This window comes from Streptomyces violaceus, assembly GCF_036014075.1.
In the GTDB taxonomy this organism is placed as follows: domain Bacteria; phylum Actinomycetota; class Actinomycetes; order Streptomycetales; family Streptomycetaceae; genus Streptomyces; species Streptomyces violaceus.
In genome coordinates this window covers 4493293-4519112 of sequence record NZ_CP107911.1, presented here as the reverse complement: position 1 = coordinate 4519112, position 25820 = coordinate 4493293, and the positions used below count along the sequence as shown (strand labels likewise).

General features: G+C 68.9%; 25 protein-coding genes and 3 tRNA genes. 15 read left to right on the top strand and 13 right to left on the bottom strand.

All coding sequences use genetic code 11. The features are described from left to right. Positions 1-8 precede the first annotated feature (8 nt). Together OG542_RS20295 and OG542_RS20290 are read left to right on the top strand one after the other, a co-directional pair. Positions 9-833 (top strand): DUF3566 domain-containing protein, encoded by an 825-nt coding sequence (locus OG542_RS20295; protein WP_328412780.1) that lies wholly within the window; start codon positions 9-11, stop codon positions 831-833. Positions 834-946: 113 nt separating this feature from the next. Then, positions 947-1023 (top strand) — tRNA-Ile (locus OG542_RS20290). A 139-nt stretch (positions 1024-1162) separates the two neighbouring features. Here the strand turns inward: OG542_RS20290 and OG542_RS20285 are convergent. Beyond that, on the bottom strand, positions 1163-1525 hold the full coding sequence (locus tag OG542_RS20285; RefSeq protein ID WP_328412778.1) for a DUF6344 domain-containing protein: 363 nt from the start codon (positions 1523-1525) through the stop codon (positions 1163-1165). A 337-nt stretch (positions 1526-1862) separates the two neighbouring features. On the opposite strand from OG542_RS20285, the gene OG542_RS20280 reads away from it, so the two are divergent. Both OG542_RS20280 and OG542_RS20275 read left to right on the top strand, forming a co-directional pair. Then, the gene (locus OG542_RS20280; protein ID WP_003999697.1) at positions 1863-1991 is read left to right on the top strand and encodes a DLW-39 family protein; all 129 of its coding nucleotides are present in this window, start codon (positions 1863-1865) and stop codon (positions 1989-1991) included. A gap of 216 nt (positions 1992-2207) precedes the next feature. Continuing rightward, positions 2208-3503 carry a hypothetical protein gene (locus OG542_RS20275; protein WP_328412776.1) on the top strand — a complete coding sequence of 432 codons (1296 nt, stop codon included), beginning with the start codon at positions 2208-2210 and terminating at the stop codon, positions 3501-3503. Between the two features lie 54 nt (positions 3504-3557). On the opposite strand, the gene OG542_RS20270 is transcribed toward OG542_RS20275, so the two are convergent. Continuing rightward, positions 3558-5054 (bottom strand): serine/threonine-protein kinase, encoded by a 1497-nt coding sequence (locus OG542_RS20270; protein WP_328412774.1) that lies wholly within the window; start codon positions 5052-5054, stop codon positions 3558-3560. Between the two features lie 272 nt (positions 5055-5326). Then, a complete protein-coding gene (locus OG542_RS20265; protein WP_189727172.1) occupies positions 5327-5875 on the bottom strand; it encodes a helix-turn-helix domain-containing protein in 549 nt (182 codons plus the stop codon). A gap of 181 nt (positions 5876-6056) precedes the next feature. Here OG542_RS20265 and OG542_RS20260 point away from each other — a divergent pair. Continuing rightward, positions 6057-6129, top strand: a tRNA-Ala gene (locus OG542_RS20260). Positions 6130-6567: 438 nt separating this feature from the next. On the opposite strand, the gene OG542_RS20255 is transcribed toward OG542_RS20260, so the two are convergent. Next, positions 6568-7269, bottom strand: a complete 702-nt coding sequence (locus OG542_RS20255; protein ID WP_311126647.1) for a DUF5324 family protein — start codon at positions 7267-7269, stop codon at positions 6568-6570. 353 nt (positions 7270-7622) lie between these two features. Between OG542_RS20255 and OG542_RS20250 the strand changes: the two genes are divergently transcribed. Then, on the top strand, positions 7623-8150 hold the full coding sequence (locus tag OG542_RS20250; protein WP_184593948.1) for a peptidylprolyl isomerase: 528 nt from the start codon (positions 7623-7625) through the stop codon (positions 8148-8150). A 136-nt stretch (positions 8151-8286) separates the two neighbouring features. Continuing rightward, positions 8287-9177 carry a rhomboid family intramembrane serine protease gene (locus tag OG542_RS20245; RefSeq protein WP_193479170.1) on the top strand — a complete coding sequence of 297 codons (891 nt, stop codon included), beginning with the start codon at positions 8287-8289 and terminating at the stop codon, positions 9175-9177. Between the two features lie 255 nt (positions 9178-9432). On the opposite strand, the gene crgA is transcribed toward OG542_RS20245, so the two are convergent. Then, a complete protein-coding gene (crgA, locus tag OG542_RS20240; RefSeq protein ID WP_189727162.1) occupies positions 9433-9687 on the bottom strand; it encodes a cell division protein CrgA in 255 nt (84 codons plus the stop codon). Between the two features lie 150 nt (positions 9688-9837). Between crgA and OG542_RS20235 the strand changes: the two genes are divergently transcribed. Genes OG542_RS20235 through OG542_RS20210 form a run of 6 tightly spaced genes read left to right on the top strand, consistent with a single transcriptional unit; the run spans position 9838 to position 14091 of the window. Then, positions 9838-10617 (top strand): DUF881 domain-containing protein, encoded by a 780-nt coding sequence (locus tag OG542_RS20235; RefSeq protein WP_193479171.1) that lies wholly within the window; start codon positions 9838-9840, stop codon positions 10615-10617. Between the two features lie 23 nt (positions 10618-10640). After that, positions 10641-11318 carry a class E sortase gene (locus tag OG542_RS20230; protein ID WP_328412768.1) on the top strand — a complete coding sequence of 226 codons (678 nt, stop codon included), beginning with the start codon at positions 10641-10643 and terminating at the stop codon, positions 11316-11318. Positions 11319-11335: 17 nt separating this feature from the next. Beyond that, positions 11336-11533: a hypothetical protein gene (locus OG542_RS20225; protein ID WP_193479593.1), complete on the top strand. Its 198-nt coding sequence runs from the start codon at positions 11336-11338 to the stop codon at positions 11531-11533. Next, entirely contained in the window at positions 11530-12168 is a 639-nt protein-coding gene (locus OG542_RS20220) for an aminodeoxychorismate/anthranilate synthase component II (RefSeq protein ID WP_184593957.1), read from the top strand. Before OG542_RS20225 ends, OG542_RS20220 begins: the two co-directional genes overlap by 4 nt. Beyond that, positions 12165-13325 (top strand): class E sortase, encoded by a 1161-nt coding sequence (locus OG542_RS20215; RefSeq protein ID WP_328412765.1) that lies wholly within the window; start codon positions 12165-12167, stop codon positions 13323-13325. Before OG542_RS20220 ends, OG542_RS20215 begins: the two co-directional genes overlap by 4 nt. A 13-nt stretch (positions 13326-13338) precedes the next feature. Beyond that, positions 13339-14091, top strand: coding sequence for a class E sortase (locus tag OG542_RS20210; protein ID WP_328412763.1), 753 nt, complete (start codon positions 13339-13341; stop codon positions 14089-14091). Positions 14092-14339: 248 nt separating this feature from the next. Here the strand turns inward: OG542_RS20210 and OG542_RS20205 are convergent, their stop codons facing one another. From OG542_RS20205 to OG542_RS20175, 7 genes are all read right to left on the bottom strand, one after another. Then, the gene (locus tag OG542_RS20205) at positions 14340-14963 is read right to left on the bottom strand and encodes a restriction endonuclease (RefSeq protein WP_328412761.1); all 624 of its coding nucleotides are present in this window, start codon (positions 14961-14963) and stop codon (positions 14340-14342) included. 303 nt (positions 14964-15266) lie between these two features. Continuing rightward, on the bottom strand, positions 15267-17282 hold the full coding sequence (pknB, locus tag OG542_RS20200) for a Stk1 family PASTA domain-containing Ser/Thr kinase (RefSeq protein ID WP_328412759.1): 2016 nt from the start codon (positions 17280-17282) through the stop codon (positions 15267-15269). A 169-nt stretch (positions 17283-17451) separates the two neighbouring features. Further along, positions 17452-18930, bottom strand: a complete 1479-nt coding sequence (locus OG542_RS20195) for a peptidoglycan D,D-transpeptidase FtsI family protein (protein WP_328412757.1) — start codon at positions 18928-18930, stop codon at positions 17452-17454. After that, positions 18927-20384, bottom strand: a complete 1458-nt coding sequence (locus tag OG542_RS20190; protein WP_311126656.1) for an FtsW/RodA/SpoVE family cell cycle protein — start codon at positions 20382-20384, stop codon at positions 18927-18929. Before OG542_RS20190 ends, OG542_RS20195 begins: the two co-directional genes overlap by 4 nt. Positions 20385-20411: 27 nt before the next feature. Further along, positions 20412-21965, bottom strand: a complete 1554-nt coding sequence (locus tag OG542_RS20185; protein ID WP_311126657.1) for a Stp1/IreP family PP2C-type Ser/Thr phosphatase — start codon at positions 21963-21965, stop codon at positions 20412-20414. 138 nt (positions 21966-22103) lie between these two features. After that, positions 22104-22613 (bottom strand): FHA domain-containing protein FhaB/FipA, encoded by a 510-nt coding sequence (locus tag OG542_RS20180; RefSeq protein WP_189727151.1) that lies wholly within the window; start codon positions 22611-22613, stop codon positions 22104-22106. Between the two features lie 10 nt (positions 22614-22623). Beyond that, the gene (locus OG542_RS20175) at positions 22624-23499 is read right to left on the bottom strand and encodes a DUF3662 and FHA domain-containing protein (RefSeq protein ID WP_311126658.1); all 876 of its coding nucleotides are present in this window, start codon (positions 23497-23499) and stop codon (positions 22624-22626) included. Positions 23500-23982: 483 nt separating this feature from the next. Here OG542_RS20175 and OG542_RS20170 point away from each other — a divergent pair. After that, positions 23983-24066: transfer RNA gene (locus OG542_RS20170), tRNA-Leu, on the top strand. A 128-nt stretch (positions 24067-24194) separates the two neighbouring features. Here the strand turns inward: OG542_RS20170 and OG542_RS20165 are convergent. Then, on the bottom strand, positions 24195-24788 hold the full coding sequence (locus OG542_RS20165) for a winged helix-turn-helix transcriptional regulator (protein ID WP_328412753.1): 594 nt from the start codon (positions 24786-24788) through the stop codon (positions 24195-24197). 345 nt (positions 24789-25133) lie between these two features. On the opposite strand from OG542_RS20165, the gene OG542_RS20160 reads away from it, so the two are divergent. After that, positions 25134-25805 carry a ScbR family autoregulator-binding transcription factor gene (locus OG542_RS20160; protein WP_311126660.1) on the top strand — a complete coding sequence of 224 codons (672 nt, stop codon included), beginning with the start codon at positions 25134-25136 and terminating at the stop codon, positions 25803-25805. Positions 25806-25820 lie beyond the last annotated feature (15 nt).

Sequence of the window (25820 nt, the reverse complement as noted above, 5' to 3'; positions counted from 1 at the left end):
GAGTCAGCGTGAGCGGAGCCACGGGCGCCGGACCGAGCGGTACCCCGACGGGTACGGACACGGACGACGGCGGCCGTGGCTCCGCCGCGCGTGCGGCGGATCCGCACACGACCAACCTGAAGGCGGTCAAGCCGACCGCCAAGGACGACTCGCCCTCGCCTGACACGCATGGATCCCAGGGGGGAACTGTGACGGACACCCGAGGTCCGCAGACCCAGCAGCACAGCGCTGGAGCGGGCCCGGCCGCACCCGGAGCCCAGCCACAGCCGCAGCCCAAGGGGGCCGCGCAGGAGCAGGGCACCTCGCACACGGCCTCCCCGCTGCCGGGAGAACGGCAGGCACAGCAGCAGGCCGGGCCGTACCACCCGCCGCAGGCCTATCCGGCGCAGCAGGCGGCGGCCGGCGCCGGTGCTTCCGCCGGTGCCGTGCGGCGCTCCCGCCCGGGAGCACGCACCGTGCCCCGCGTCCGCAAGGCGCGGCTGCGGGTGTCGAAGGCCGACCCCTGGTCGGTGATGAAGGTCAGCTTCCTGCTCTCCATCGCGCTGGGCATCTGCACGATCGTCGCGTCCGCCGTGCTGTGGATGGTCATGGACGCGATGGGCGTCTTCTCGACCGTCGGCGGCACGATCTCCGAGGCCACCGGCTCGAACGAGTCCAACGGCTTCGACCTGCAGGCCTTCCTGTCGCTGCCCAACGTCCTGATGTTCACATCGGTCATCGCGGTCATCGATGTCGTCCTGGCGACGGCCCTCGCGACCCTCGGCGCGTTCATCTACAACCTGTCCGCGGGCTTCGTCGGCGGTGTGGAGCTGACGCTCGCCGAAGACGAGTGACACGACCCCTTTGACATGGTTTGACGTTGTCCCGACAACCGATTTTGGGACTGCCCATGTCGTGCGCTAATCTTCAGGAGTCAGCGCGCGGGACACACCCCGCACAGCGCGGCGGGGCTATAGCTCAGTTGGTTAGAGCGCATCCCTGATAAGGATGAGGCCACAGGTTCAAATCCTGTTAGCCCCACCAGCATGATGAACCCCCAACCGGTAGCGGTTGGGGGTTTTCTGCGTCACCTGGGAGCGGGCGGGACATGAGGAAGCCCGGCGGCTCTGTCGAGCTGCCGGGCTTCCTGTACGCAGGTTCGCCGTTCGGATGGCCTGGGGGTTCAGCGCTGCAGGGGAGCGAAGTAGTCCGCCGTGGGGTCTGAGTCCGCGTCGGTGTCCTCGTCGGTGCGGTCGGCGGGTGATGCCGTCGCGTCCGTGAGCGGGCGGTGGCGGCAGCGGGGGGTCTTGCCGTGGGCCTCGGCCCGGATGCGTTGTTTCATCGTGGGGGGCAAAGCCTTGGCCTGGGACGCGGGAGACGTCACCGATGCCGTTCGCTGTTGCGGGATGCGCCCGCTGTTGCGCTCCGGCTCGGTCTGGAGTACCGCCGGGGCGGTGGTCCTGGTGACGAGTCCGAGCGTCGTGCACAGCGCCAGGAAGGCGGTGACGATGGCGGTCCACAGCTTCATGACCTTGTTCCGGGCCATGGCCCCTCACTTTCGGGTCGGGCGATTTGCGTACTTTCCTCATGATGTGTATGGGGGGCGAGAAGTGGTGGACCGACGCCCGTGGCGCGGCGATGTTCCGATGAACACCACACGGATGGACGCAAGAGGGGTGAAAATGTGAGAAGAGAGGAGAAAGGCGCCCAAAATAACCGTCCGTCAGGGTGTGATCACCCTCCGATCGGAGCGGTGAACTCCGCTTCTATCCCGGTTGCCCGGACGGGAGTTGAGGTCCGACTCAGGTCACCGATCGGTATCGGTCGGTGTGTATAGTCGGGCGCCAGAGGTCCCCTACGTCAACGAAAGACGAGGTCGCGCGGTGAAGAAGCTTCTCCTGGTCGCACTGGCCGCCATCGGCGGGCTCCTCGTGTACCGCCAGATCCAGGCGGATCGCGCCGAGCAGGATCTGTGGACGGAGGCGACTGACTCCGTGCCCACGGGTTCGTGAGTCACGACATCCCAAACGAGCACACCCCGGCCGCTTCGCGGTCGGGGTTTTGTGTGTCCTGGGGCCGGCCGTACGGGCAGGATGGGCCACGGCTCGCGGATTCATGGTTCCGAGGTCCGGTGACGTGAGGTCCGGTGACGTGAGGGGTGGCGCGTGAGGGGACGGTGTCGTACGGCGTGGGGGCGTGCGGGCGCGGGGCGCGGCCGTCGTCGGTCGGTGGCCGTGCGCCTCGGGGTCGTGGGGGTGGTGCTGGGTGCGACGGCTGCCGTGGTGCCGGGCCGGGTCGCCCTGGCCGCCGCCGGGGCCTCCGGCGCGGCCGTGACGCCGAGCCCGTACGCCTTCGCCGACGGTGCCCGGAGCATCGAGGGAGCGAGGAGCACCGCGGACGCCGTCATCCTGAAACCCGGCACCGCCTACAAGAGCTCGCTCCCGAGCAGCGGCAAGGTCAACTACAGCATCGAACTCGACGCCGCCTCGAACGCGTACGTGTCCGTCACCGCCGCCCCCTCCCCCGACAGCACCGTCTCCGTCATCGACGGGCTGAAGGTGTCCATGCAGGACGCCGAGGGCAATTCCTGCTTCGTCGACACCGCGAGCTTCGGCGCCGCCCGTAGTCCCCACCCGATCGCGGCCTGGGGCGTGCGCGAGATCTCGCCCGCCAAGCCCCTGTGCCGGAAGGCCGGCACCTATTACGTCTCCGTCGAGCGGGTCGACCCGGAGGGCGAGGGCTCCTCGCCGGACGCGTGGGACCTGGAACTCCTCGCCACGACCGAGCCGCGGACGGCGAAGACCGGGGGGACCGGCGCGCCCGAGGTGTGGGACTCCGCCTCGCCCCAGCCGCTCCAGGGGGAGGCCGAGCGCCGCCGGGGCGGTGCGGGGTTCGCCGGGGCGACCCCCCTCGACCAGGGCGTCTGGCGGGACGACATCCGGCCCGGCCAGACGGTCTTCTACGAGGTACCGGTCGACTGGGGCCGGCAGCTCCACGTGACCGCCGAGCTGGGCAGCACGGACTCCGGCGGCACCGGCTACACGCCCGGCGCCCTGGACCTGGCCCTCTACAACCCCGCTCGTGGTCACGTGGCCGACGTGAGTGTCGGCTACGACGGCGACCAGAAGTCCGGCAGCCTGCCTCCTCTGCCGCCGGTCGACCACGCCAACCGCAATGCCGCCATCGGCCAGGTCAGCGCCATGCGCTTCGCCGGCTCCTACTACCTCGTCGCGCATCTCGCGGAGAGCGTGGCCGACAGCTTCGGGGACGGGCCGTTCAAGATGACGCTGCGCGTCCGGGTGAGTGGAGCGGCGAAGAGCGGGCCCGAGTACGCGGGGGAGTCCCAGCCCGCGGGCGTCTTCGAGGTCTCGGACCAGGAGCGCGAGGCGGCGGCGGAGGGTGTGGCCGGGGGCGACGACACCGCGATGAGGGCGGTCGCCGTGGGCGGCATCGGCACCGGGAGCGCGCTGCTGGTGGGGCTCGGGGTGTGGACCGTGGTGGCTCGGCGGAGGAGCGCCGCGTAGCGCTGGGCCGGGCCAAGTGCCGGGACTGATGCCCGCGCGGGCTCAGATGCGGGCTCAGATGCGGGTCAGGGCCCAGAAGCCGACGGCGTAGCAGGCCAGGGCGAGAAGCAGGAGCGGTACCGCCACCTTGGCCGGGGGGCCGGGGCGGTGGCGCGGCCGTTCCGCGCGATGCCGTGAAGCCGCCCGGGCGGGCGGTGAGGCCTGCGGGGTCTGGTGTGGGGACTGAGCGGTGTATGAGGCCGTGGAGGCGTCGGTGCGGTGGTGCGCCGCGGGGGGCAGAGGCTGACCGGGGTAGCCCGCGTGGCTGGAGTACGCCGGTGGAAGCGGCTGGGAGGGGTGCAGCCGGTGCGTGGGGTCGTAAGGGGAGACGGGGGTCTCCGGCTGGTGCGGGGCGTGGGCCTGTGCGTCGTGGGGCCGGCCGTCGGGCGCGGGGGAGGAGGTGACGGTGGCCTGCGGGGGCGGCAGGTGGAAGCTGCCGGTGTCCGACATGGAGGCCGGCAGAGGCTGAGCAGGGTGGGACGCGGTGGCCGGCGGGTCGGCGTCCTGGCGGGGGCCGGGCTGTACGGCCTCGGGGCCCGGGAGCGACCAGGCCTGGCCGTTGACGTCCGACGGTGCCTCGTCCGTGCCCGAGCCGGACGGTTCTTCCCTCCGGCCCAGTCCTCGCGCTCGCTCCAGCGGGCCCTCGGGGGCGAACCCCGGGGGGAGCGGGCCGAGTTGGTCGAAGATCTCGATCAGCTCGTCGTCCGGGCCGGGCTCCGGGAGGAGCTCCGCGGCGGCGGCGAGCGCCTTGCGCGCCCCCGTGGCCGTACGGAACCGCGCCTGCGGGTCCGGCTGCAGCAGCGTGGCCACCACCTGCCACAGCGGTTCAGGGATGCCCTTGGGCGCACCGGGCGTCCCGTGCTCGGCGAAGTACTGGATGAGCGCCTTGCTGTCGGGCTTGGCCCCCTCCAGCAGATACAGCGCGACCAGTCCTACGGCGAACAGGTCGGCCGGGAAGTCTGGTTCGGCGCCCATCAGCTGCTCGGGCGCGAGATAGCCGGGCGTTCCCACGACGAGGTTGGTCTCCGTCAGGCGTGGCTCGCCCAGCCGCATCGCGATGCCGAAGTCGGACAGCCGCAGCCGCGGCCGGCCCGTGCCGGTGGCCTCCAGCAGCACGTTGGCGGGTTTGACGTCACGGTGCACGACGTCCTCCGCGTGCACCGCGGCCAGCCCCGACAGCAACTGGTCGAGAAGAGTGCAGACGAAAGCCGGCGGAAGGGGGCCGTAGTCCCCGACGAGGTGGACCAGGGAACCACCCGCGACCAGATCCATGGTGAACAGGACCTTGTCGTCGTCGGCCGCCCAGCTGGAGGGGGCGAGCACATGGGGGTGGTCGATCCGCAGGGCCTGTTCGCGGACGAAGCGCAGCAGCGAGTGCGCGTCGCTCTGGAGCAGGACCTTGGCGGCCACGTAGCGACGGCGGCGGTGGTCCCAGGCGCGCCAGACGGCACCGACCCCTCCGCGTCCGATCGGGTCGACCAGTTCGTACCGGCCGGCGAAGACCTCACCCATGGCTGTACGTCACTCCTCCCCCTGCGGCTTCCCCCCTTGCTTCCCCCTCGACGAGCGCTACGACTCCCCGACGAGCGAGACGGCTCCCCCGATGAGTGATACGACTCCCCCGTTGAGCGGGAGAACCCGCTCGTGCCGATCGGTCCCCCGTGCGTGCACGCCCCCTCGTGCCCGCCCGTGCCGTGCGCTGTCCCCCGTCACGCCGATCAGCGTCCCCCGTCAGATCACCCTGGGCCGGCTGCCGAACCCCCTTCGGCGGCCGGGCGGTGTGATCAGCTCTGGTGGGACTGGTAGTGCGCGACCGCGTCCGAGGTGCGGCCGGCGCCGTACACCCGGAGGAACTCTGCCAGTTCCGGGTGGGTCGGGGCGAGGGTCTCCGCGGCCTCGATGATGTCGCCCGCCGCCGCGACCGAGCGCAGCAGCGACTGGATCTCCCGGACCACGCGCTTGACCGTGGGCGCTCCCGAACTGGTCGTGGTCTGCGTGGTGTTGCTCAGCACCGAGCCCCCCTGTGACTTCTTGATCTCCTCCATGCGCTCAGTGGCCTCGGCCGCGCTCACGCTGCCGTCCGCGACCTGCCCCGCCAAGTCCTGCAGCAGTTGGACGCGCTGCACGACGGCCGGGTTGCCGATCTTCGCCCGCTGCCCGCTCATCAGCTGCGACAGCATCGGTGCGGACAGTCCCAGAACCCCCGCGAGACGAGCCTGGTTGAGACCAAGATCGTCGATGAGCCTACGGAAGAGCGCCCCCAACGGCTCCCCGTACCAGTTCCGCTGCAGTTCCCGCGCTCTTGCGGTGGCTTCCTGCTGTGCGGCGTCCATTGCGTCTCCCCATCGCTTCCCCATGTACGGCGGTTCGCGGTAGCGAACCACGCCGAGCATCTTACGGAGAGTGGTCGGCGACGGGGACCCCCAATCCTTTTGCGGAATCACGGGGGTGACCCGGTACTCTGGTCTCCGACGCCCGCCGGGACATGCTTCGTCCGGGCGGATGTCCCCTTCCGGGGCCTTAGCTCAGTTGGTAGAGCGCTGTCTTTGCATGGCAGATGTCAGGGGTTCGACTCCCCTAGGCTCCACTTGATTCGACCCCTCTGACCTGCGGAAAACGCAGGCAGAGGGGTCTTTTCATGTGCGTAGGCGTCACCATCTGCTTGATCGTCTCGCTCAAGACCAGGTTCACGACGATGGCGAAGCTCCACAGGAACATCCCTGCGGCCAGGAACCGCAGGCGATGTGGTCGTCTTCCACTCCACCTACGCGCAGTGGATCGACATGTTCCGGGACGACCGGAACTGGGCGGAGAAGTGGCCGGCGGAAGTGGTGTGGAAGGTACGCGAGGACTGAGCCCGAGGTTGAACTTCCGAGCTCGAACTTCCGAGCTTGAGCCTCTGAGCTCGAGTTTCCGGCCTCCGGCCGGCATCTCGTGTTTCACGTGAAACAGCACGGCGGGGCGGGAGACTCGCAAGGTCGGACCTCGAGTCTCCCGCCCCGCCGTGCTGTTGCCCCGGCGGCCGTCAGGAACGGTCGTCGCGTCGAGCGGCCTCTTCCTCTGCCTGCTTGGCCTCGACCTCCGGGTCCAGGACCGACTGGCCGCTGCCGTCCACGGAGGACAGCCGGCCCGACTCGGGAACCTCGGTCGCGGCGGGCGGCTCCACCAGCCAGTCCGGGTTGGCCTGCTTGTCCCACCACTTCCAGGCGGCGAAGGCACCACCGGCGAGGGCGCCCAGAATCGCCAGCGTCTTCACGGCACGGCCGGCCTTCGCCCGCCGTTGCTGCTTACGGACCAGCTTCTGGATCTCCTTCGACGAGACCTGACCGCGCAGTGCGGCCATCGCGGCCACACTCCGGGCGGCGGCCTCGGTCGTGACGGGACCGGCCGCGGCCATCGCCTGCTCAAGCCTCGGCCGGGAGTAGTCCGCCGCCTGCTGTGCGGCCTTGCGCGTGCGGACGGCGGCTTCGTGGGCGGCCTGGTCGACCTTCGGCGGCACGTGCGTACGGGCCTGCTCCAGATACGGCTGCACATGGGCGCCGTACTGAACGCGTGCCTGTCCGGCGGCCTGGGTCACCTTGGGCGCCAGCCGTACGCGTGCCTCGTGTGCGTAGTGCGTGGCCCTGTCCTTGGCCGTGTCGGCGTAGGGCGCCACCACTTCCGCGGCGTGCAGCACGCTGTCCTTCGCCGAACCGGTCGCGGCGCGCACGCTGTCGATGCGGGTCACGGGTTCCTCCTCCTCGGTGGCGTACGGTATTTCGACTTTCCACCCTTTTACGGATCATGCCTCCGGGAGCGCCGCCAGGCATGCGCGGACGGGCATCCGGGTCACGGGAAACGGCCCAGGGCCATCTCAGGTCGAAGCCGATCACGTGCAATATCGGATGAATCGGGGGCAACAGGAGCTTGTCGTCGACAATGCCACGGATCGCCGCCGCTCGCCCCCGCCCCGGGAGTACTCGACTGGTTTTCCGCAACCGATCGGCCCTGTTTCCCCCCGGGCGAACGGAGGTCAGGCGACGTGGGGCGCCGTCCATGCGAGGATCAGGGAGTCACGGAAAGACAACGGAAGGCAGGATCGTGGCTGAGCAGCTCTACGCCACCCTGAAGACCAACCACGGCGACATCGAAGTCCGGCTTCTGCCGAACCACGCCCCCAAGACGGTCAAGAACTTCGTCGAGCTCGCCCAGGGCGAGCGGGAGTGGACTCACCCCGAGACCGGGAAGAAGTCCACGGACAGGCTCTACGACGGTACGGTCTTCCACCGGGTGATCAGTGGCTTCATGATCCAGGGCGGTGACCCACTGGGCAACGGCACCGGCGGTCCCGGCTACCAGTTCGAGGACGAGTTCCACCCGGACCTGCGCTTCGACAAGCCCTACCTGCTGGCGATGGCCAACGCCGGCCCGGGCACCAACGGCTCGCAGTTCTTCGTCACCGTCTCCCCGACGGCGTGGCTGAACCGCAAGCACACCATCTTCGGCGAGGTCACCGACGCGGCGAGCCAGAAGGTCGTGGACACCATCGCCGCGATCCAGACGAACCCGCGCACCGACCGCCCGCTCAACGACGTGATCATCGAGTCGGTCGTCATCGAGACGCGCTGAGCACGAAGGCCCCCACAGGGGAACCAATCGCCCCGCTCGTCCGTAAGGATGGGCGGGGCGGGGCTTTTCCCACCACGGCTTTCACGACCCACGGCCTCCACCACAGACCCACGGCTTCCACGACATAGGGGATCTCATGGACGACCAGGCTGCGGGCAGCCCGCAGGACGCCCACAGCGTCCCCATGTGCTACCGCCACCCGGACCGCGAGACCGGCATCCGCTGCACCCGCTGCGAGCGCCCGATCTGCCCCGAGTGCATGGTCAACGCCTCCGTCGGATTCCAGTGCCCCGAGTGCGTTCGCACCGGCTCCGGCACAGGTCACGCGCCCACCGCCGCCATGCCCCGGACCATCGCGGGCGGCGCGATCACCTCCGATCCACGGCTGCTGACCAAGATCCTCATCGGCATCAACCTGGCGGTGTTCATCGCCGTCCAGGTCCGCGAGTCGATCCTCACCGACATCGTCCTGCTCGGCGCGTGGCCGCCGGCGCCCTTCACGCCCACCCAGGGCGTGGCGGGAGGCGAGTGGTACCGCATGGTGACCTCGATGTTCACGCACCAGGAGATCTGGCACATCGCGTTCAACATGCTCAGCCTCTGGTGGCTCGGCGGCCCGCTCGAAGCAGCCCTCGGCCGCGCCCGCTACCTCGCGCTCTACCTCGTCTCGGGCCTCGCGGGCAGCGCCCTTGCCTATCTGCTGGCCTCCCCGAACACGGCCACGCTGGGCGCCTCCGGCGCGATCTTCGGCCTCTTCGGCGCCACGGCCGTGCTGATGCGCCGGCTCAACTACGACATGCGGCCGATCATCGCACTGCTGGTGATCAACCTGATCTTCACCTTCAGCCCGGGATTCAACATCTCCTGGCAGGCCCACATCGGCGGCCTCGTCGCCGGTGTCGTCGTCGGATACGCCATGGTCCACGCCCCTCGCGCACGCCGCGCGCTGGTCCAGTACGGCACCTGCGCACTGGTCCTGGGCGTGGTCGTCCTGCTGACCCTCCTGAGGACGGCCCAGCTCAGCTGAGCGTGATGTTGTCCACAGCGGGTGGCGAATCTTGTGCATACGGTGCGGGAACACATGTGCCCCCTGTCACTGACCTGCGTTTCCGCAGGTCAGGCAGGGGGCGAACAAGTTTTCGACCTCCGGTACTTCCGTCATACCGGCGTCAACACTCAACGAGTTATCCACAGATCGTCTTTCTTTTCCACCTGTGGATAACTGCTGTGGATAACTCAGCGAACAGCCCTGGGCAGAGCTGCGTTCACCGTCCGGTGACCGCTACTTCCACTGCGTGGAGACACCGAATCCGGCGGCGATGAAGCCGAAGCCCACCACGATGTTCCAGTTGCCCAGCGTGTCGATGGGCAGCGAGCCGTCGGTGACGTAGAAGACGACGATCCAGGCCAGACCGATGAGGAACATGGCCAGCATGACGGGCGCGACCCAGGAACGGTTGGTCAGCTTGATGGCGGTTGCCTGCTTCGCCGGCGGCGGCGTGTAGTCGGCCTTCTTGCGGATACGTGACTTCGGCACGAGGGTCTCTCCTGTCGATGCGCTGCGTGGCCGCGCAGGGAACTGGGTCAGAACTGGGTCTGGCCCGGGGCAGCGTAAGGGGACTCTGAGTGCTCCCCCGGTCGTCCGTTAGCGTAGTGCTTCCGTGGCGCCGAAGGAGATAAGGGTACGTTGAGCAATTCTGCCGACTCCCCCGGGACGGGATCCACCCCTGAGCGCGCGCGCCGCTTCCGGCCCGTGCGAATCCTCACGGCGGCCGTCTTCGCTCTCGCGGGTCTCATCTTCTTCACCAGCTTCAACACCGCCAAGGGCACCAATATCCGCACGGACAGCTCCCTGCTGAAGCTGTCCGACCTCATCCATGAGCGCAGCCGTGAGAACGGTGAGCTGGACGAGACCAACGGAACCCTGCGCCAGGACATAGAGGCGCTCGCCGAGCGCGACGACGGCAGCACCAAGGCGGAGGACGACAAGCTCGCCGCCCTGGAGCAGCGCGCGGGCACCCAGAAGGTCAAGGGCGAGTCGCTGACGGTCACCCTCAATGACGCCCCGCCGGACGCCACCGCCAAGCTCCCGGGCTATCCCGAGCCGCAGCCCGACTTCCTGGTGATCCACCAGCAGGACCTCCAGGCCGTGGTGAACGCGCTGTGGCAGGGCGGTGCCAAGGGCATCAAGGTCATGGACCAGCGGCTGATCTCCACGAGCGCGGTGCGCTGCGTGGGCAACACCCTGATCCTCCAGGGCCGCGTCTACTCACCGCCGTACAAGATCACGGCGGTCGGTGACCCGGGCAAGCTGCAGAGGACGCTCGCGGCGTCCCCGGCGATCCAGAACTACATGGTCTACGTCAACGTCTACGGGCTCGGCTGGAAAGTCGAGGAGAACGGGCCGGTGACTCTTCCCGGCTACTCGGGCACAGTGGATCTGCACTACGCGAAGCCCGTGGAGTAGGTGCCAGGCCGGGGGAGCTGCCGGTGCGCGTGATCGTCAGGACCGTCAGCGAACTGTGCATCACCGTCGGCAGCGTGATCGTGCTGTTCGTCGTCTATGTGCTGTTCTGGACCGGTGTGAAGGCCGGCCATGTCATGGACGACCAGATCGACCTGCTCCAGAAGGAGTGGTCGAAGCCCCGTCCGGCGGCCGACGGCTCCCCTGCGAGCCCGCTGAGGCCCGCGCCCTACGCCAAGGGCAAGCCCTTCGCGATCATGTACATCCCGCGTCTTGGTTTCACGTGGAACAAGCCGGTGCTCGAAGGCACCGCGACCGGCACCCTGAAGAAGGGTCTCGGGCACTACGCGGACACCGCCCAGCTGGGGCAGAAGGGGAACTTCGCGGTCGCCGGCCATCGCCGCACCTACGGCGACCCCTTCAAGGACTTTCCCAGGCTGCGGCGCGGCGATGCGGTGGTGCTGACCGACGGCACGACATGGTTCACGTATCGGATCGACAAAGGCCCGTACAAAACAGTGCCCTCGGACATCGAGGTGATCGACCCTGTTCCACGTACTTCCGGGTACACGCGTCCGGGCCGGTATCTGACGCTGACCACGTGCGAACCGGAATGGGGTCACAGTCATCGTCTGATCGTCTGGGCGCACCTGGACTCCACCCAGCCCGTGGAGGCCGGGAAACCTGAGGCGTTGCGCCGTTAGTCTGGTGGCTGTACGGCGTGGGTCTGGTGCCGTGGTACGACGGAAGGGACGGCATGTACGGCTGGGTCTGGCGGCATCTGCCGGGGAACACGTGGGTGAAGGCGCTGATCTCACTCGCCCTGGTCGTGGCCGTGGTCTACGTCCTCTTCCAGTACGTCTTTCCGTGGGCGGAACCGCTGCTGCCCTTCAACGATGTGACGGTGGACAACCAGTGAGCGCGCGCATTCTCGTGGTCGACAACTACGACAGCTTCGTTTTCAACCTGGTCCAGTACCTGTACCAGCTGGGCGCCGAGTGCGAGGTCCTGCGCAACGACGAGGTGTCGACGGCGCACGCCCAGGACGGCTTCGACGGCGTCCTGCTCTCCCCGGGCCCCGGCACTCCGGAGCAGGCGGGTGTCTGCGTCGACATGGTCCGGCACTGCGCCGCCACGGGTGTCCCGGTCTTCGGCGTCTGCCTGGGCATGCAGTCGATGCAGGTGGCGTACGGCGGTGTCGTGGACCGCGCGCCCGAGCTGCTGCACGGCAAGACCTCGCCTGTGGAGCACGCGGGCAGGGGCGTCTTCGCGGGTCTGCCCTCGCCCTTCACGGCGACGCGCTACCACTCGCTGGCCGCCGAGCCGGCCACGGTCCCGGCCGAGCTGGAGGTCACCGCCCGGACGCACGACGGCATAGTCATGGGGCTGAGGCACCGCGAACTTCCGGTCGAGGGTGTGCAGTTCCACCCGGAGTCGGTGCTGACCGAGCACGGGCACCGGATGCTGGCCAACTGGCTGGTGGAGTGTGGCGACCAGGGCGCGGTGGCGAGGTCGGCCGGGCTCGCCCCGGTGGTGGGCAGGGCCACGGCGTGACGGCGTTGCGCCCCGAGCGCAAGTCCGACACCTCGTACGGGCAGCAGTCGTACGGGGCGCCGGGTGCGTTCGAGGACTGGTCGGGCTCGGGGGCGTACGGCGCCCCGCAGCCGGAACCGCATCCGAACCCGCAGTCACAGCCGTACATGTCAGAGCCGGGGCCGGATCCGTACACGGCGTCGTACGAGCCTCTTCCTGAGGAGCCGTACCTGCCTCCCGTCGACGAGGAGACGGTGGCGCTGCGGATACCGGATCCGCCGCCCGCGGCCGGTGGCTCCATAGCGGGTTCTCCGGGCTCTTCAGCCCCTCGGCCGGCCGGACCGGCCCACGGTGGACGGGCGGCCCGCAGAAAGGCCGCCAAAGGCCGTCACGGGCGCCATGGCGGCGCTGCGGACACCCGCCCGGCTCAGGATGAAGCGGCGCAGGAGGGGCGGCGGGCGCCGCTGTCACGGGTCGAGGCGCGGCGGCAGGCGCGGGCGCGCAAGCCGGGCGCGGCGGTCGTCGCCAGCCGGGCGATCGGTGAGGTGTTCATCACGACCGGCGTGCTGATGCTGCTGTTCGTCACCTACCAGCTGTGGTGGACGAACGTGCGGGCGCACGCCCAGGCCGGCAGCGAGGCCAGCAGCCTCCAGGACGACTGGGCGAGCGGCAAGCGCAAGCCGGGGGCCTTCGAGCCGGGGCAGGGTTTCGCCATCCTGCACATCCCGAAGCTGGACGTGGTCGTGCCGATCGCCGAGGGCACCAGCAACAAGGGCGTCCTGGACCGGGGCATGGTCGGGCACTACGCGGACGGCGCGCTGAAGACCGCGATGCCGGGCGACAAGAGCGGCAACTTCGGGCTCGCGGGTCACCGCAACACCCATGGAGAACCGTTCCGGTACATCAACAGGCTCACGCCGGGTGATCCGATCGTCGTGGAGACGCAGGACGAGTACTTCGTCTACAAGATGGCGTCGATCCTGCCGGTGACCCCGCCGAGCAACACGAGCGTTCTGAAGCCCGTCCCTCCGGGGTCGGGTTTCACCGAGCCCGGCCGCTACATCACGCTGACCACGTGCACGCCGGAGTTCACCAGCAAGTACCGGATGATCGTCTGGGGCAAGATGGTCGAGGAACGGCCGCGCAGCAAGGGCAAGCCGGATGCGCTCGTCAGTTAAGGGCAGATGACCAGTGGCAGCGACCACCGACACGGACCACGAAGAGCACATCGGCGCACCCGCGTCCCGGCCGGCCGCGGCACGCCGCCGGCCCGGCCCGATCGCGATAGCGGTCGGTGTCTTCGGGGAACTCCTCATCACGGCGGGCTTGGTCCTCGGCCTGTTCGTCGTCTACTCGCTGTGGTGGACGAACGTCGTCGCCGACCGCGCGGCGGGCAAGCAGGCCGACAAGGTCCGTGACGACTGGGCCCACGGCCGGGGCGGCCCCGGTGTGCTGGACACCAAGAACGGCATCGGCTTCCTGCACGTGCCCGCGATGAAGAACGGCGAGGTCCTGGTCGAGAAGGGCACGTCGAACAAGATCCTCAACGACGGTGTCGCCGGCTACTACACCGACCCCGTCAAGTCGGCCCTGCCGATGTCGGGCAAGAACGGCAACTTCTCCCTCGCCGCCCATCGCGACGGCCACGGCGCCGCGTTCCACAACATCGACAAGATCGAGAAGGGCGACCCGATCGTCTTCGAGACGAAGGACAAGTGGTACGTCTACAAGGTCTACGACATCCTTCCCGAGACCTCGAAGTACAACGTCAAGGTCCTGTCCAAGGTCCCGAAGGAATCGGGGAAGAAGAAGCCGGGCCACTACATCACCCTGACGACCTGCACGCCGGTGTACACGAGCACGTACCGCTACGTCGTGTGGGGCGAGTTGGAGCGGGTGGACAAGGTGGACGCGGACCGGACGCCGCCGGAGGAACTGCGCTGACCGCCCTCCCATCGGGAGATCAGCCGCTAGCATGACGGAGGCCCGAAGCCGCAAGCTTCTTTTGCGGCTTCGGGCCTTTGTGTCACAGTCCCGGTGGTTACTCCAGGACGCTCAGTGCCGCCCCGGAGCTCCACTCCTCCAGCAGTCCACGATGCACGGCGGTGATGCCGCTCGGCGACGCGTTCTTCGAACACGCGCCCGTTCATGGCGTCCATGGCGGCCATGACTCCGGCGAGGGGACGGTCTTCTCACGGGCCTTCCAGTCGCTGCAGCCTCGCGTTGTGCTGATGCAGACGCTTCTCGATGCGCTGGACGCCTGCCCGGAGGGCGATGAGCTCTCGTCGGTGCTCGCCCGACGTTTCGATCAGGGCGTTGAACATGGGGACGACAGTCTTGCCCAGGATGTGGGTGATGCGCTGGTCGATGCGGTCGTCGAGGGAGGAGGCGTCGGCCCGGACAGGGTTTTCCACAGGCTGTGTGCGGGCCAGGTACTCCATGTCGAGGAGATACACACGTACCTGACGTGCGACTTCGCTGTCTCGGAGCAGCATGGCGATGTTGAGGACGGCCCGTCGCGAGAAGAGAGCGAGGGACCGGGTGCGGGACTGGATTCCACTGAGGTTCTTGAAGGACCTCAGTTCTTCGCCGGTCAGCAGGCCGTAGCCGTTGGCCTCCAGCTCGGTTCGGTGGTCCTTGACAAGTGACTTGATGGCTTCGAGACCGACCTCGAAGTACGTCGCCACCATCGCGGTCGTCACATGCATCCCGTCCGGCAGCAGCGACAGTGTCTTGACTCTGTCGAGTACGTCCGTGCGGTCGAGCACGCTGCTGCGCAGAGTCGGCGATTCCAGCAGCGCGGTTTCGTTGATCACGTCTTGCCCTTCGGCTCGTGTGGCCGGGGCAGAGTTCCGATTCCCCACCCCACCCGGTGAACGAGTCATGAAATATGAAGACACGATCGATGGGCGTACAAGTCTGCGAGGCGAACCCGAAACGCCCTAACGCTGAAGCAGCGCGCCCAGCACCAGGCGGATCCCGCGCTCCGGGTCGAAGTGCTGCTGGGGCTCGGGTCATCGTGCTCGGAACGGCGTAACAGCGTTGATCAAGACCGAGAGCCCTCGGCCCCGCGTTGGTGCGGGGCCGAGGGCTCTCTCTTACGTGGCGGGTGCGGTCGGTCAGTCCTCGTTGCGGCCGTCGAGGCCTCCGAAGATGCCGCCGTTGCCGTTGCCGCCGTTGTTGTTGCCTCCGACGCCGACGGTCTGAAGGGTGACCGTCGTGCCCGCCGGGTCGTCAACCTCCTGGTTGGGCTGCGGGTCCTGGCCGGCGACGAGGGCGGTGTCGCTCTGGTCGCTGCCGTTCGCGAACTGGATGTTCGTGAAGCCGGCTTGCGCGAGCGTCTGCTTGGCCTGGCCGACGGTCTGGCCGACGACCTGAGGCACGCGCGCCTTCTGCTGTTCCTTCTTGCCGATCTGGATGTTGACCGACGAGTTCCTGTCGACGGAGGAGCCGGACTGCGGCGTGGTCGCGATGACCTTGCCGACCTGGTTGTCGTCCTGGGTGTCCACCTCGGTGCAGTTGCCCACCAGGTTGTTGGCCGTCATCTGCGCCTTGGCCTGGTCACAGCTCTGGCCGAGGACGTCCGGGACGGTGGACTTCTCCTCCGCCTTGGCGATGGTGAGGGTGATCGTGGATCCCTTCTCCACCTCCTCGCCCAGGCGCGGGTTCTGTTCGAGGACGGTGCCGGGGTCCTCCGGGGACTCCTTCGGCTTCGTCTCGACCTTGAACTGGTACTTATCGCCCTCCAGCGTCGCCCTGGCGTCGTCGATGATGTCGCCGACGACACTCGGCACCGCCACCTTCGGCGCCCCGGTCGACACCACGAGGTTGATGGTGTCGCCCTTCTTGACGTCCACCCCGGCGTCCGGGTCCTGGTCGCAGACCTTGCCCTTGCTCTGGTTCTCGCAGGGCTTGTTGGTGGTGGCCACCTTGAGATCGCTGTTTCTTGCCAGCCGCTTGGCGTCGTTCACCGTTTCGCCGACGAAGTTCGGAGTGGGAACCGCGTCGTTGCCGACCCCGTTCCCACTGAACGCCCAACGCCCGATCAGGATCGCGCCCACCAGCACCAGGATGCCCGCCGTCACCAGCAGGATCGTGGAGGTGTTGGACTTGCGCTGCTGCCCGCGGCGCCGGTCGGGGCGGTCGTCGTAGCCGTAGCCGCCGTCGTCCGCGTTCATGGGGGGCAGCATGGACGTGGCGCCCGCGCCGGAGTCCGCGCGCAGGGCCGTCGTCGGCTGGTCGTCGGGGTAGCCGCCGTAGCCCACCGAGCCCATCGCGGCCGTGGCCGCGACCGGCTGGCCGTCGAGGCAGGCCTCGATGTCGGCGCGCATCTCGTCGGCCGACTGGTAACGGTAGTCGGGGTCCTTGACGAGGGCCTTCAGCACGATCGCGTCCATCTCGGGCGTGATCTCGGGATCGAAGACCGACGGGGACTGGGGCTCTTCCCGCACGTGCTGGTACGCGACGGCGACCGGGGAGTCGCCCACGAACGGCGGACGGACCGTCAGGAGCTCGTAGAGCAGACAGCCGGTCGAGTAGAGGTCCGACCTCGCGTCGACCTGCTCGCCCTTCGCCTGCTCCGGAGAGAGGTACTGGGCGGTGCCGATGACGGCCGAGGTCTGGGTCATCGTCATGCCGGAGTCGCCCATGGCGCGGGCGATGCCGAAGTCCATGACCTTGACCTGGCCGTTGCGCGTCAGCATGACGTTGGCCGGCTTGATGTCGCGGTGGACGATGCCGGCTCTGTGCGAGTACTCCAGGGCCTGGAGGATGCCGATCGTCATCTCCAGCGTCCGCTCCGGCAGCAGCTTGCGACCGGAGTGCAGAAGCTCACGGAGCGTCGAGCCGTCCACGTACTCCATGACGATGTACGGGATCGACACGTTGTCGATGTAGTCCTCGCCCGTGTCGTAGACCGCGACGATCGCGGGATGGTTGAGCGAGGCGGCCGACTGGGCCTCCCGGCGGAACCGGGCCTGGAAGGAAGGGTCGCGCGCGAGATCCGCGCGCAGCGTCTTCACCGCCACGGTGCGGCCGAGGCGGGTGTCATGCGCGAGGTAGACCTCCGCCATGCCACCACGCCCGAGCACCTGGCCCAGTTCGTACCGGCCGCCGAGGCGACGCGGCTCTTCCATAGCTACCTACCAGCCCTCTCCGTCGGTCCCGACCGGCACGCTTGTACGGTCGGAGGCTGCCGTCCGGGCCTACCGTACCCGGCTCGCTTTGTGTGACCTGGCCAAGCCCGTCAGCCGATACAGGACCGGTATCGCAACGTGCACCGATGTGAAACAGACGTGAGCGGGGTCACTTCCTGCTGTTGATGACCGCCTCCATCACGTTCCTCGCGATCGGCGCCGCGAGGCCGCCACCGGAGATGTCGTCACGGACGGCCTTGTCGTCCTCGATCACCACGGCGACCGCCACCGGCGCGCCGCCGTCGTTGTCCTTGGCGTACGAGATGAACCACGCGTAGGGGTTCTCGCTGTTGTCGACGCCGTGCTGGGCGGTACCGGTCTTGCCGCCCACCTTGACGCCCTGGATCTTGGCGTTCGAGCCAGTGCCCTCGTCGACGACCGTCTCCATCATCGACTGGAGGATCTGGGCGTTCTCCGGCGACATCGGCTGGCTCAGCTCTTCGGGCTCGGTCTTCTCGATCGGGTCGAGGCCGGGCGACTGGAGTTCGTCGACCATGTACGGCTTCATCAGCTTCCCGTCGTTGGCGACGGCCGAGGCGACCATGGCCATCTGGAGCGGGGTCGAGGCGGTGTTGAACTGGCCGATCGACGACAGCGCGGTCTCCGACGGGTTCATGCCGTCGGAGAAGACCGAGGCGTTGGCGCGGACCGGGGTGAACTGCTCCTCGGTGAAGCCGAACTTCTTGGCCATCGCCAGCATCTTCTCGTTGCCGAGGTCGGAGCCGATCTTGCCGAAGACGGTGTTGCAGGAGTACTGGAGCGCCACCCGCAGGGTCGCGTTCTTGCAGGGGATGTTCCCCTCGTTCTTCAGCGGAGTCGTGGTGCCCGGCATGGTCCACGGCAGCGGCGTCGTGGTCTTCTGGTCCGCCTCCGAGTACAGCCCGTCCTCCAGCGCTGCGGCCGCGGTGAGCACCTTGAAGGTGGAACCCGGCGGGTAGGTCTCGCGCAGCGCCCGGTTGAGCGTCGGGTCGTCGGGGTTGTTCTTCTTCTCCAGCTTCTGCCAGGCCTTGGTGTCCGTGGTCGTGGAGTTGCCGGCGAACGACGACGGGTCGTACGACGGGTAGGAGGACAGCGCGAGGATCTTGCCGGTGGACGGCTCCAGAGCCACCACCGCTCCCTTGCCGCCCTGCTTCTTCAGACCGTCGTACGCGGCCTTCTGCGCGGCGCCGCTCAACGTCGTGACGACGTTGCCGCCCTCCTGCTTCTTGCCGGTGAGCATGTCGAGGGTGTTGCGGAAGAACAGCCGGTCGTCGTTGCCGGTGAGGATGCCGTCCTCGATGTTCTCCAGCTGGGTGGCACCGAAGGCCTGCGAGGCGTAGCCGGTGACCGGCGCCCACATCGCGCCGTCCTTGTAGGTGCGCTTGAACTTGAAGTCGCTGCCCGATGTCTCCTTGGAGCCGGTGATCGGCTTCCCGTCGACGATGATGTTGCCGCGGGGGGAGGCATAGCGCTCGATGGTTACGCGGCGGTTGTTCTTGTTGGTCCGCAGCTCGTCGGCCTGGACGTACTGGATCCAGTTGTCGCGGATCAGCAGGGCCAGTACGAGCAGGCCGCAGAAGATCGCGATCCGGCGCAGGGGCTTGTTCATGACGGGCGGACCACCTGGGTCATCTCGGCGTCGGGGTTGCTTGCCGGGGCGGGGGCTGGGCGGCGTGCGGTGTCGCTGATGCGCAGAAGGATGCCGATCAGGGCCCAGTTGGCGATCACGGAGGATCCGCCGTAGGCCACGAACGGCAGCGTCATACCGGTCAGCGGGATGAGGCCCATCACACCGCCGGCCACGACGAAGACCTGGAGGCCGAAGGCACCGGACAGGCCGATGGCCAACAGCTTGCCGAACGGGTCGCGGGCCGCGAGCGAGGTGCGTACGCCCCTCTCGATGATCAGGCCGTAGAGCAGCAGGATCGCCATGACGCCGGCGAGGCCCAGCTCCTCGCCGAAGGTGGCGAGGATGAAGTCGGAGTTGGCGGCGAAGCCGATGAGATCGGAGTTGCCCTGCCCGAGTCCGGTGCCGAGAGTGCCGCCCGAGCCGAAGGCCCACAGGGCCTGCATGGCCTGCTCGGAGTGGACGATGCCGTCCTGGACGCCGGCCCGGCTGAGCTCGAACTCGTGCATCGGGTCGAGCCAGGCCTGCACACGGGTCTGGATGTGCGGTTCGAAGCTCGCCACACCGACGGCGCCGACCGCGGACATCAGTAGACCGAAGACGATCCAGCTGGTCCGCTCGGTGGCGACGTACAGCATGATGATGAACATCCCGAAGAACAGCAGGGATGTGCCGAGGTCGGTCTCGAAGACCAGGATGAGGATCGACATCACCCAGACGACCAGGATCGGACCCAGGTCGCGGCCACGCGGCAGGTACAGGCCCATGAAGCGGCGGCTGGCCAGTGCCAGGGCGTCCCGCTTGACCATGAGGTAGCCGGCGAAGAAGACCGCGAGGGCGATCTTCGCGAACTCGCCGGGCTGGAGCGTGCCGAGGCCGGGGATCTTGATCCAGATCTTTGCGCCGTAGACGTCCGCGCCGAGGCCGGGCACGAGCGGCAGGACCAGCAGGAACAGCGCTCCGGCCATGGAGATGTAGGTGTAGCGCTGCAGGACGCGGTGGTCCTTGAGGAAGATCAGCACGGCCACCAGCAGGGCGACGCCCATCGCGGAGTACAGCAGCTGGCGGGGAGCCGCCTCGACGAACGCGTCGGACGCCTGCAGCTTCTTCGACTGGTCGAGCCGCCAGATGACGACAAGCCCGATGCCGTTCAGCAGCGTGGCCAGCGGCAGCATCAGCGGGTCCGCGTACGGCGCGAACTTCCGTACGACGAGATGGCCCACGCCGGCCAGCAGGCCGAGGCCCAGGCCGTAGCTCAGCAGGCCGGCGGGTACCTCGTCGTTGATGGCCAGCCCGACGTTGAGGTAGGCGAAGACCGGGATGACGACGGCGAACGCCAGCAGCGCGAGCTCGGTGTTGCGCCGGCTGGGCGCACCGATCGCGCCGATCGTGGACGTGTGGTGCGTCGGCGAGTTCGACGTATTCGTACTGCTCATCGTGTGACAGGGCCTCTCACGGCTTGCCTACTGCTTACCGCACAGCGAGACGACCTTCTGCTCTTCCTCCGAGAGGCTGGGGCCGGGGCTGGGAGTAGGTGCGGTCGTGGACGGGGGCGTGGACTTCTCAGGCGCCGACGGCGAGCCCGACGGATTCGACGGGTTCGGCGTCGGTGTGGCCTTGGACGTGAAGGAGGCGGGAGTGGTTCCCGTGGTGCCCCCGGCCTCGCCTTCGCCGGTCTTGGAGTTGTTCCGGCTCTCGGCGTCGCGCCGCTGCGCTTCCTTCTTGCACGCGGAGGCCTGCACCGACAGTTCCTGGATCTTCGACTGGGCGTTCTTCAGGCCGCCCTCGGCGATGGTCGCCTCGACCAGTTTCTGCTGGTAGGGCGGCAGGTACTTGAGTTCGATCTCGGGGTGGTCCTTCTCGACCTCCGACAGCGACACCCAGGCCAGATCCTGGCTGATGCCCCGGTACAGCGCGACGTGCTCGTCCTGGGTGCCGACGTAGTACTGCGTCTGCGTCCAGCGCCAGCCGCCGTACAGGCCGCCGCCGATGACGGCCAGCGCGAGGGCGCCGTAGAAGGATCTCTTCAGCCAGCGGCCCTTGCGCCGCGGCTTGACGAAGTCGTCGTCGCCGTAGTCCAGGCCGTTCGCCGGGATGTAGCCGGTGGTGTCGCCGGAGCCGGGCGGTCCGAACTCGCCTCCGCCGCCGTGCCCGTGCCCCTGGCGGCCGAGGCCGGAGGCGCGGCCGGCGGGGGTCTGCATGAAGGCGTTGTCCTGCAGCTGGTGCTGGTTCTCGGCGACCGCGCCGACCACGACCGGGGTGTCGGAGAGCTGCCCCGCGAGGGTGTCGCCGGTGTCCAGGTCGAGGACGTCGGCGACGATCACCGTGATGTTGTCCGGGCCGCCGCCGCGCAGCGCCAGCTCGATCAGGTTCTGGACGGTCTCCTGCGGGCCCTGGTAGCTGGCAAGGGTGTCCTCCAGAGTCTGGTGGGACACCACGCCGGACAGGCCGTCGGAGCAGATCAGGTAGCGGTCGCCGGCGCGGACCTCGCGGATGGACAGGTCCGGTTCGACGTGGTCGCCGGAGCCGAGCGCCCGCATCAGCAGCGACCGCTGCGGGTGGGTCGTCGCCTCTTCCTCGGTGATGCGGCCCTCGTCGACCAGGCGCTGCACCCAGGTGTGGTCCTGCGTGATCTGCGTCAGCACGCCGTCCCGGAGGAGGTAGGCGCGGGAGTCGCCGACATGTACCAGGCCGAGCCGCTGCCCCGTCCAGAGCAGGGCGGTCAGGGTGGTCCCCATGCCCTCCAGCTGGGGGTCCTCCTCGACCATGGAGCGCAGCTGGTCGTTGGCGCGCTGTACGGCCGTGCCGAGCGAGGTGAGGACGTCGGAGCCGGGGACGTCGTCGTCGAGCGCGACGATGGTGGAGATGGCCTCGGAGGAGGCGACCTCACCGGCCGCGGCGCCGCCCATGCCGTCGGCGATGGCGAGCAGGCGCGGGCCGGCGTACCCGGAGTCCTCGTTGCCCTCCCGGATCATCCCCTTGTGCGATCCGGCGGCGAAGCGCAGTGACAGACTCATGCGCACCTCGCCTGTCGGCTCCGGGTACAGCCGGTCGTGTCGAGCCACACTGCCCACCCTCCGGTCGGGAGCGCGCGGGGGCCCGGGAGGCCCGCCACTGCGTGCTCGCTCCGCTCGCGCTCATTCATTGGTGTAGCACTACTTCCGCAGCTCGATGACGGTCTTGCCGATGCGGATCGGCGCGCCCAGCGCAATCGGTGTGGGAGTCGTCAGCCGGTTCCGGTCCAGGTACGTGCCGTTGGTGGAGCCGAGGTCCTCGACGATCCACTGGCCGTCGCGGTCCGGGTAGATCCTGGCATGGCGGCTGGACGCGTAGTCGTCGTCCAGCACGATCGTCGAGTCGTGCGCCCGGCCCAGGGAGATGGTCTGGCCCTGGAGCGCGACCGTCGTGCCGGTGAGGGTGCCCTCGGTCACGACCAGCTTGGTGGGGGCGTTACGGCCGCGTCGGCCGCCGGCGGACTGCTGGCGCTGCTGCGGTGGCGCCTGGCGGGCGGCCTGCTGCTGCCGGCCGGCCTCGCGGCGCGATCCGCGCTGCGTGACACGCGTCCCGAACAGGTCGCTGCGGATGACCTGCACGGCCACGATCACGAACAGCCACAGTACGGCCAGGAAACCCAGCCGCATGACCGTGAGGGTCAGCTCTGACATTGCCCCCGCTTCACCCTTCGGCTTGCCGGTAAATGATGGTGGTGCTGCCCACGACGATCCGCGAGCCGTCGCGGAGCGTAGCGCGGGTGGTGTGCTGCCCGTCCACCACGATGCCGTTGGTGGATCCGAGATCCTGGATCGTCGAGGGCGTTCCGGTCCGGATCTCGCAGTGCCGGCGGGAGACGCCGGGGTCGTCGATCCGCACGTCGGCGTCGGTGCTGCGGCCCATCACGAGCGTCGCGCGGGAGATCTGATGGCGGGTGCCGTTGATCTCGATCCAGTGGCGGGTACGTCCGCCGGCGGCCGGGGCGGCCGGAGGCCGCTGGCCGCCTGCGGGCTGCGGGTAGCCGTACCCGCCGGGGCGGCCGCCGGGGGGCGGCGCGGACGGCATGGGCGGGGCGCCCGCGGGCGATCCGGTGGCCGGCGGGTAGCCGTAGCCACCGCCGGCGCGTCCGCCCTGCGGGGCGGCGGGCGCGGCGGCGCCGCCTCCCGGGCCGTCCTGCTGGCTGCTGGAGGAGGCGAGCGTACGGCTGCGCACCCGGTACAGGCCGGTGTCGAGGTCGTCCGCCTTCTCCAGATGGACCTTGATCGGGCCCATGAAGGTGTAGCGCTGCTGCTTGGCGTAGTCGCGCACCATGCCGGCGAGCTCGTCGCCGAGCTGGCCGGAGTAGGGGCTGAGCCGCTCGAAGTCCGGCGTGCTCAGCTCCACGATGAAGTCGTTGGGCACGACCGTCCGGTCGCGGTTCCAGATGGTGGCGTTGTTGTCGCACTCGCGCTGGAGCGCTCCCGCGATCTCCACGGGCTGGACCTCGGACTTGAACACCTTGGCAAAGGTGCCGTTGACCAGACCTTCGAGACGTTGCTCGAACTTCTTCAGGACTCCCATGGGGCACCTCCTCCTTGGCTGCCGTCCTGTGCACTGCCCTGCGGGCCGCTTGCCGTGTACTGCTGGTACTGCTTACTGATCGTATCCACGCGCCGGTCGATCGGCTGGTTCCCCCTGTCAGCGCGGCCGACGGGTGTCGACGGATGACGAAGTTCCCTGTGGAGCTCTTCTTCGAACTCCTCCGGTGGTACTGCTGCGCGTCACCGCTTCGCGTACCCCTGCCAAGGATCGTAGAGGCGGCCGTGGACCAGTGTCCCGCACCCGGCTGTGGACCCGGACCGCCTCCTGGGGAGACAAGGGGTACCGGTACGAGGTTGATACGTGAAGCAGTACGCGTTGATACGTGGCCAGGGCATCGAAGGTTCGGGGGCGGGTCTGCCTGCGGGGACAAGGGATGTGAACCCACCCCCTCCTGCGTGCTAATGTTCTGGGTGTCGGAAGGCGCCAGCCCGCAAGGGGCAGGAGCCCAGGACACACCCAAATGCGCGGGTGGCGGAATAGGCAGACGCGCTGGATTCAGGTTCCAGTGCCCGCAAGGGCGTGGGGGTTCAACTCCCCCCTCGCGCACAGAGAGAACCGATGAAACGGGTCTCTGCCGGTGACGGAAGTCACGGCAGGGGCCCGTTTCTCGTTTCTGTGATCCCTGTGAGGCATCACACAGCCTGGTCAGGCCCCACGACGGCCTCGCGCGTGAGCTATCTCACGGCGGCCGGGCCCTCGCCGTGATCACGGCCTGCGACACCCGGTCGGTCAGGGCGAAGTCCTAGGCCCGTCCGTCCCCCAGGGGCCCGTCCGGGGGCGAAACGTTCCCGGACGGCGGGGTCGTCCAGGAGGCGGGGCGGGTAGCCGGGGCCGGTGCGGGCGGTCAGGTCCTGGTGGTGCAGGGGCTCGCCGCAGGAGGAGCAGACGACCCGGGCCTGCGTGTCGTGGTCGCAGGACGTGTGGCGCAGGACGACCGGGGCGCCCTCGTCGCCGGCCAGCCAGCGGTCGCCCCAGGCGTTGATCGCGGCGAGTACGCCGAAGAAGTCGCGGCCCTTGTCCGTCAGCAGGTACTCGTGGCGGACCGGGTCGGTCTGGTAGGCGCGCCGCCGCAGGAGGCCCTCGGCCTCCAGGCGGCGCAGCCGGTCGGTGAGGGTGTTGCGGGCGATGCCGAGCGAGCCGATGAAGCCGTCGAAGCGGGACTCGCCGTAGAAGACCTCGCGCAGCACCAGCAGGGTCCAGGCGTCGCCCAGGATGTCGGCGGTGCGGGCGATCGAGCAGGGCCAGGTGCCGAACGAGGTCCGTCGCATGGGTCCACTTTATTGGTCTCTTCTCTATTGGTCTCATGATGAGATCCACCGGCCTTCGGGACGTCATTCCCGTACGCCTGCCAGTTCCACCGGGCGGCGGCGCAGGGCGATGGCCGCGGGGAGTGTCGCGGAGACGACGGCCAGGAGCGCGTAGGCGGCCGCTGTCGTGCCGAGGGCCTGCCACGGGAGGGTGGGGGCGGGCCGGACCGACAGCAGCGCAGTATCTGCGGGCCTAGGGCGGCCCCCAGCGGCGGCCCCAAGCCCGGTGTGCCGTACGCGCGTTGTATAAAAACCAGCGAGTTGGTTTCATTGCGCCGCCATCAGAGCCCTCCAGGGGAGCCACCGGTGACCAAACAGGACCGGGCCGTCCGGACCCGTCTCGCGCTGATCCGGTCGGCGGCCGGGCAGTTCGAGGCACGGGGATACGTCCAGGCCAGCCTGGCGGAGATCAGCGCGGGGGCCGGGGTCAGCTCAGGCGCGCTGCACTTCCACTTCGCGAACAAGGCCGCTGTGGCCGAGGCCGTCGAGCACGCGGCCGCCCGTGCCCTGCGCCGTGCCGCTGCCCGGGGCCGCGACGGCGACGGGTGCGCCCTGCAACGTCTCGTGGACATCACACACCAGGTCGCCCGGCTGCTGCGTGCCGACAGCGTGGTGCGGGCGGGGTTACGGCTGAACGCCGAGGCGGCCGCCGGGCGGGTGCGTGATCTGCGCCGGGAGTGGCGGGAGTGCGTGGACGACCTGCTCGCCGAGGCCGAGCGGCAGGGCGAACTCGCCGCCGGTGTGCCCCCGCACCGCACCGGCGCCGTCGTCCTCGCCGCCACGACCGGCATCGAGGTGCTGGCCCGCGAGGACCACGGCTGGCTCGCCCGCCCCTCGCTGACCGACCTGTGGCAGCTGCTCCTGCCGAGCGTGGCCGCGCCGCACCTGGCCGGCACCCTGGACCCGGCGGGGACCCGTCCCGGTCATGTGGACGCCGACCACGCGGAGACGTGTCGGCCCTTGGCCAACACTCTGTGAAGCAGTGGCCAAAAC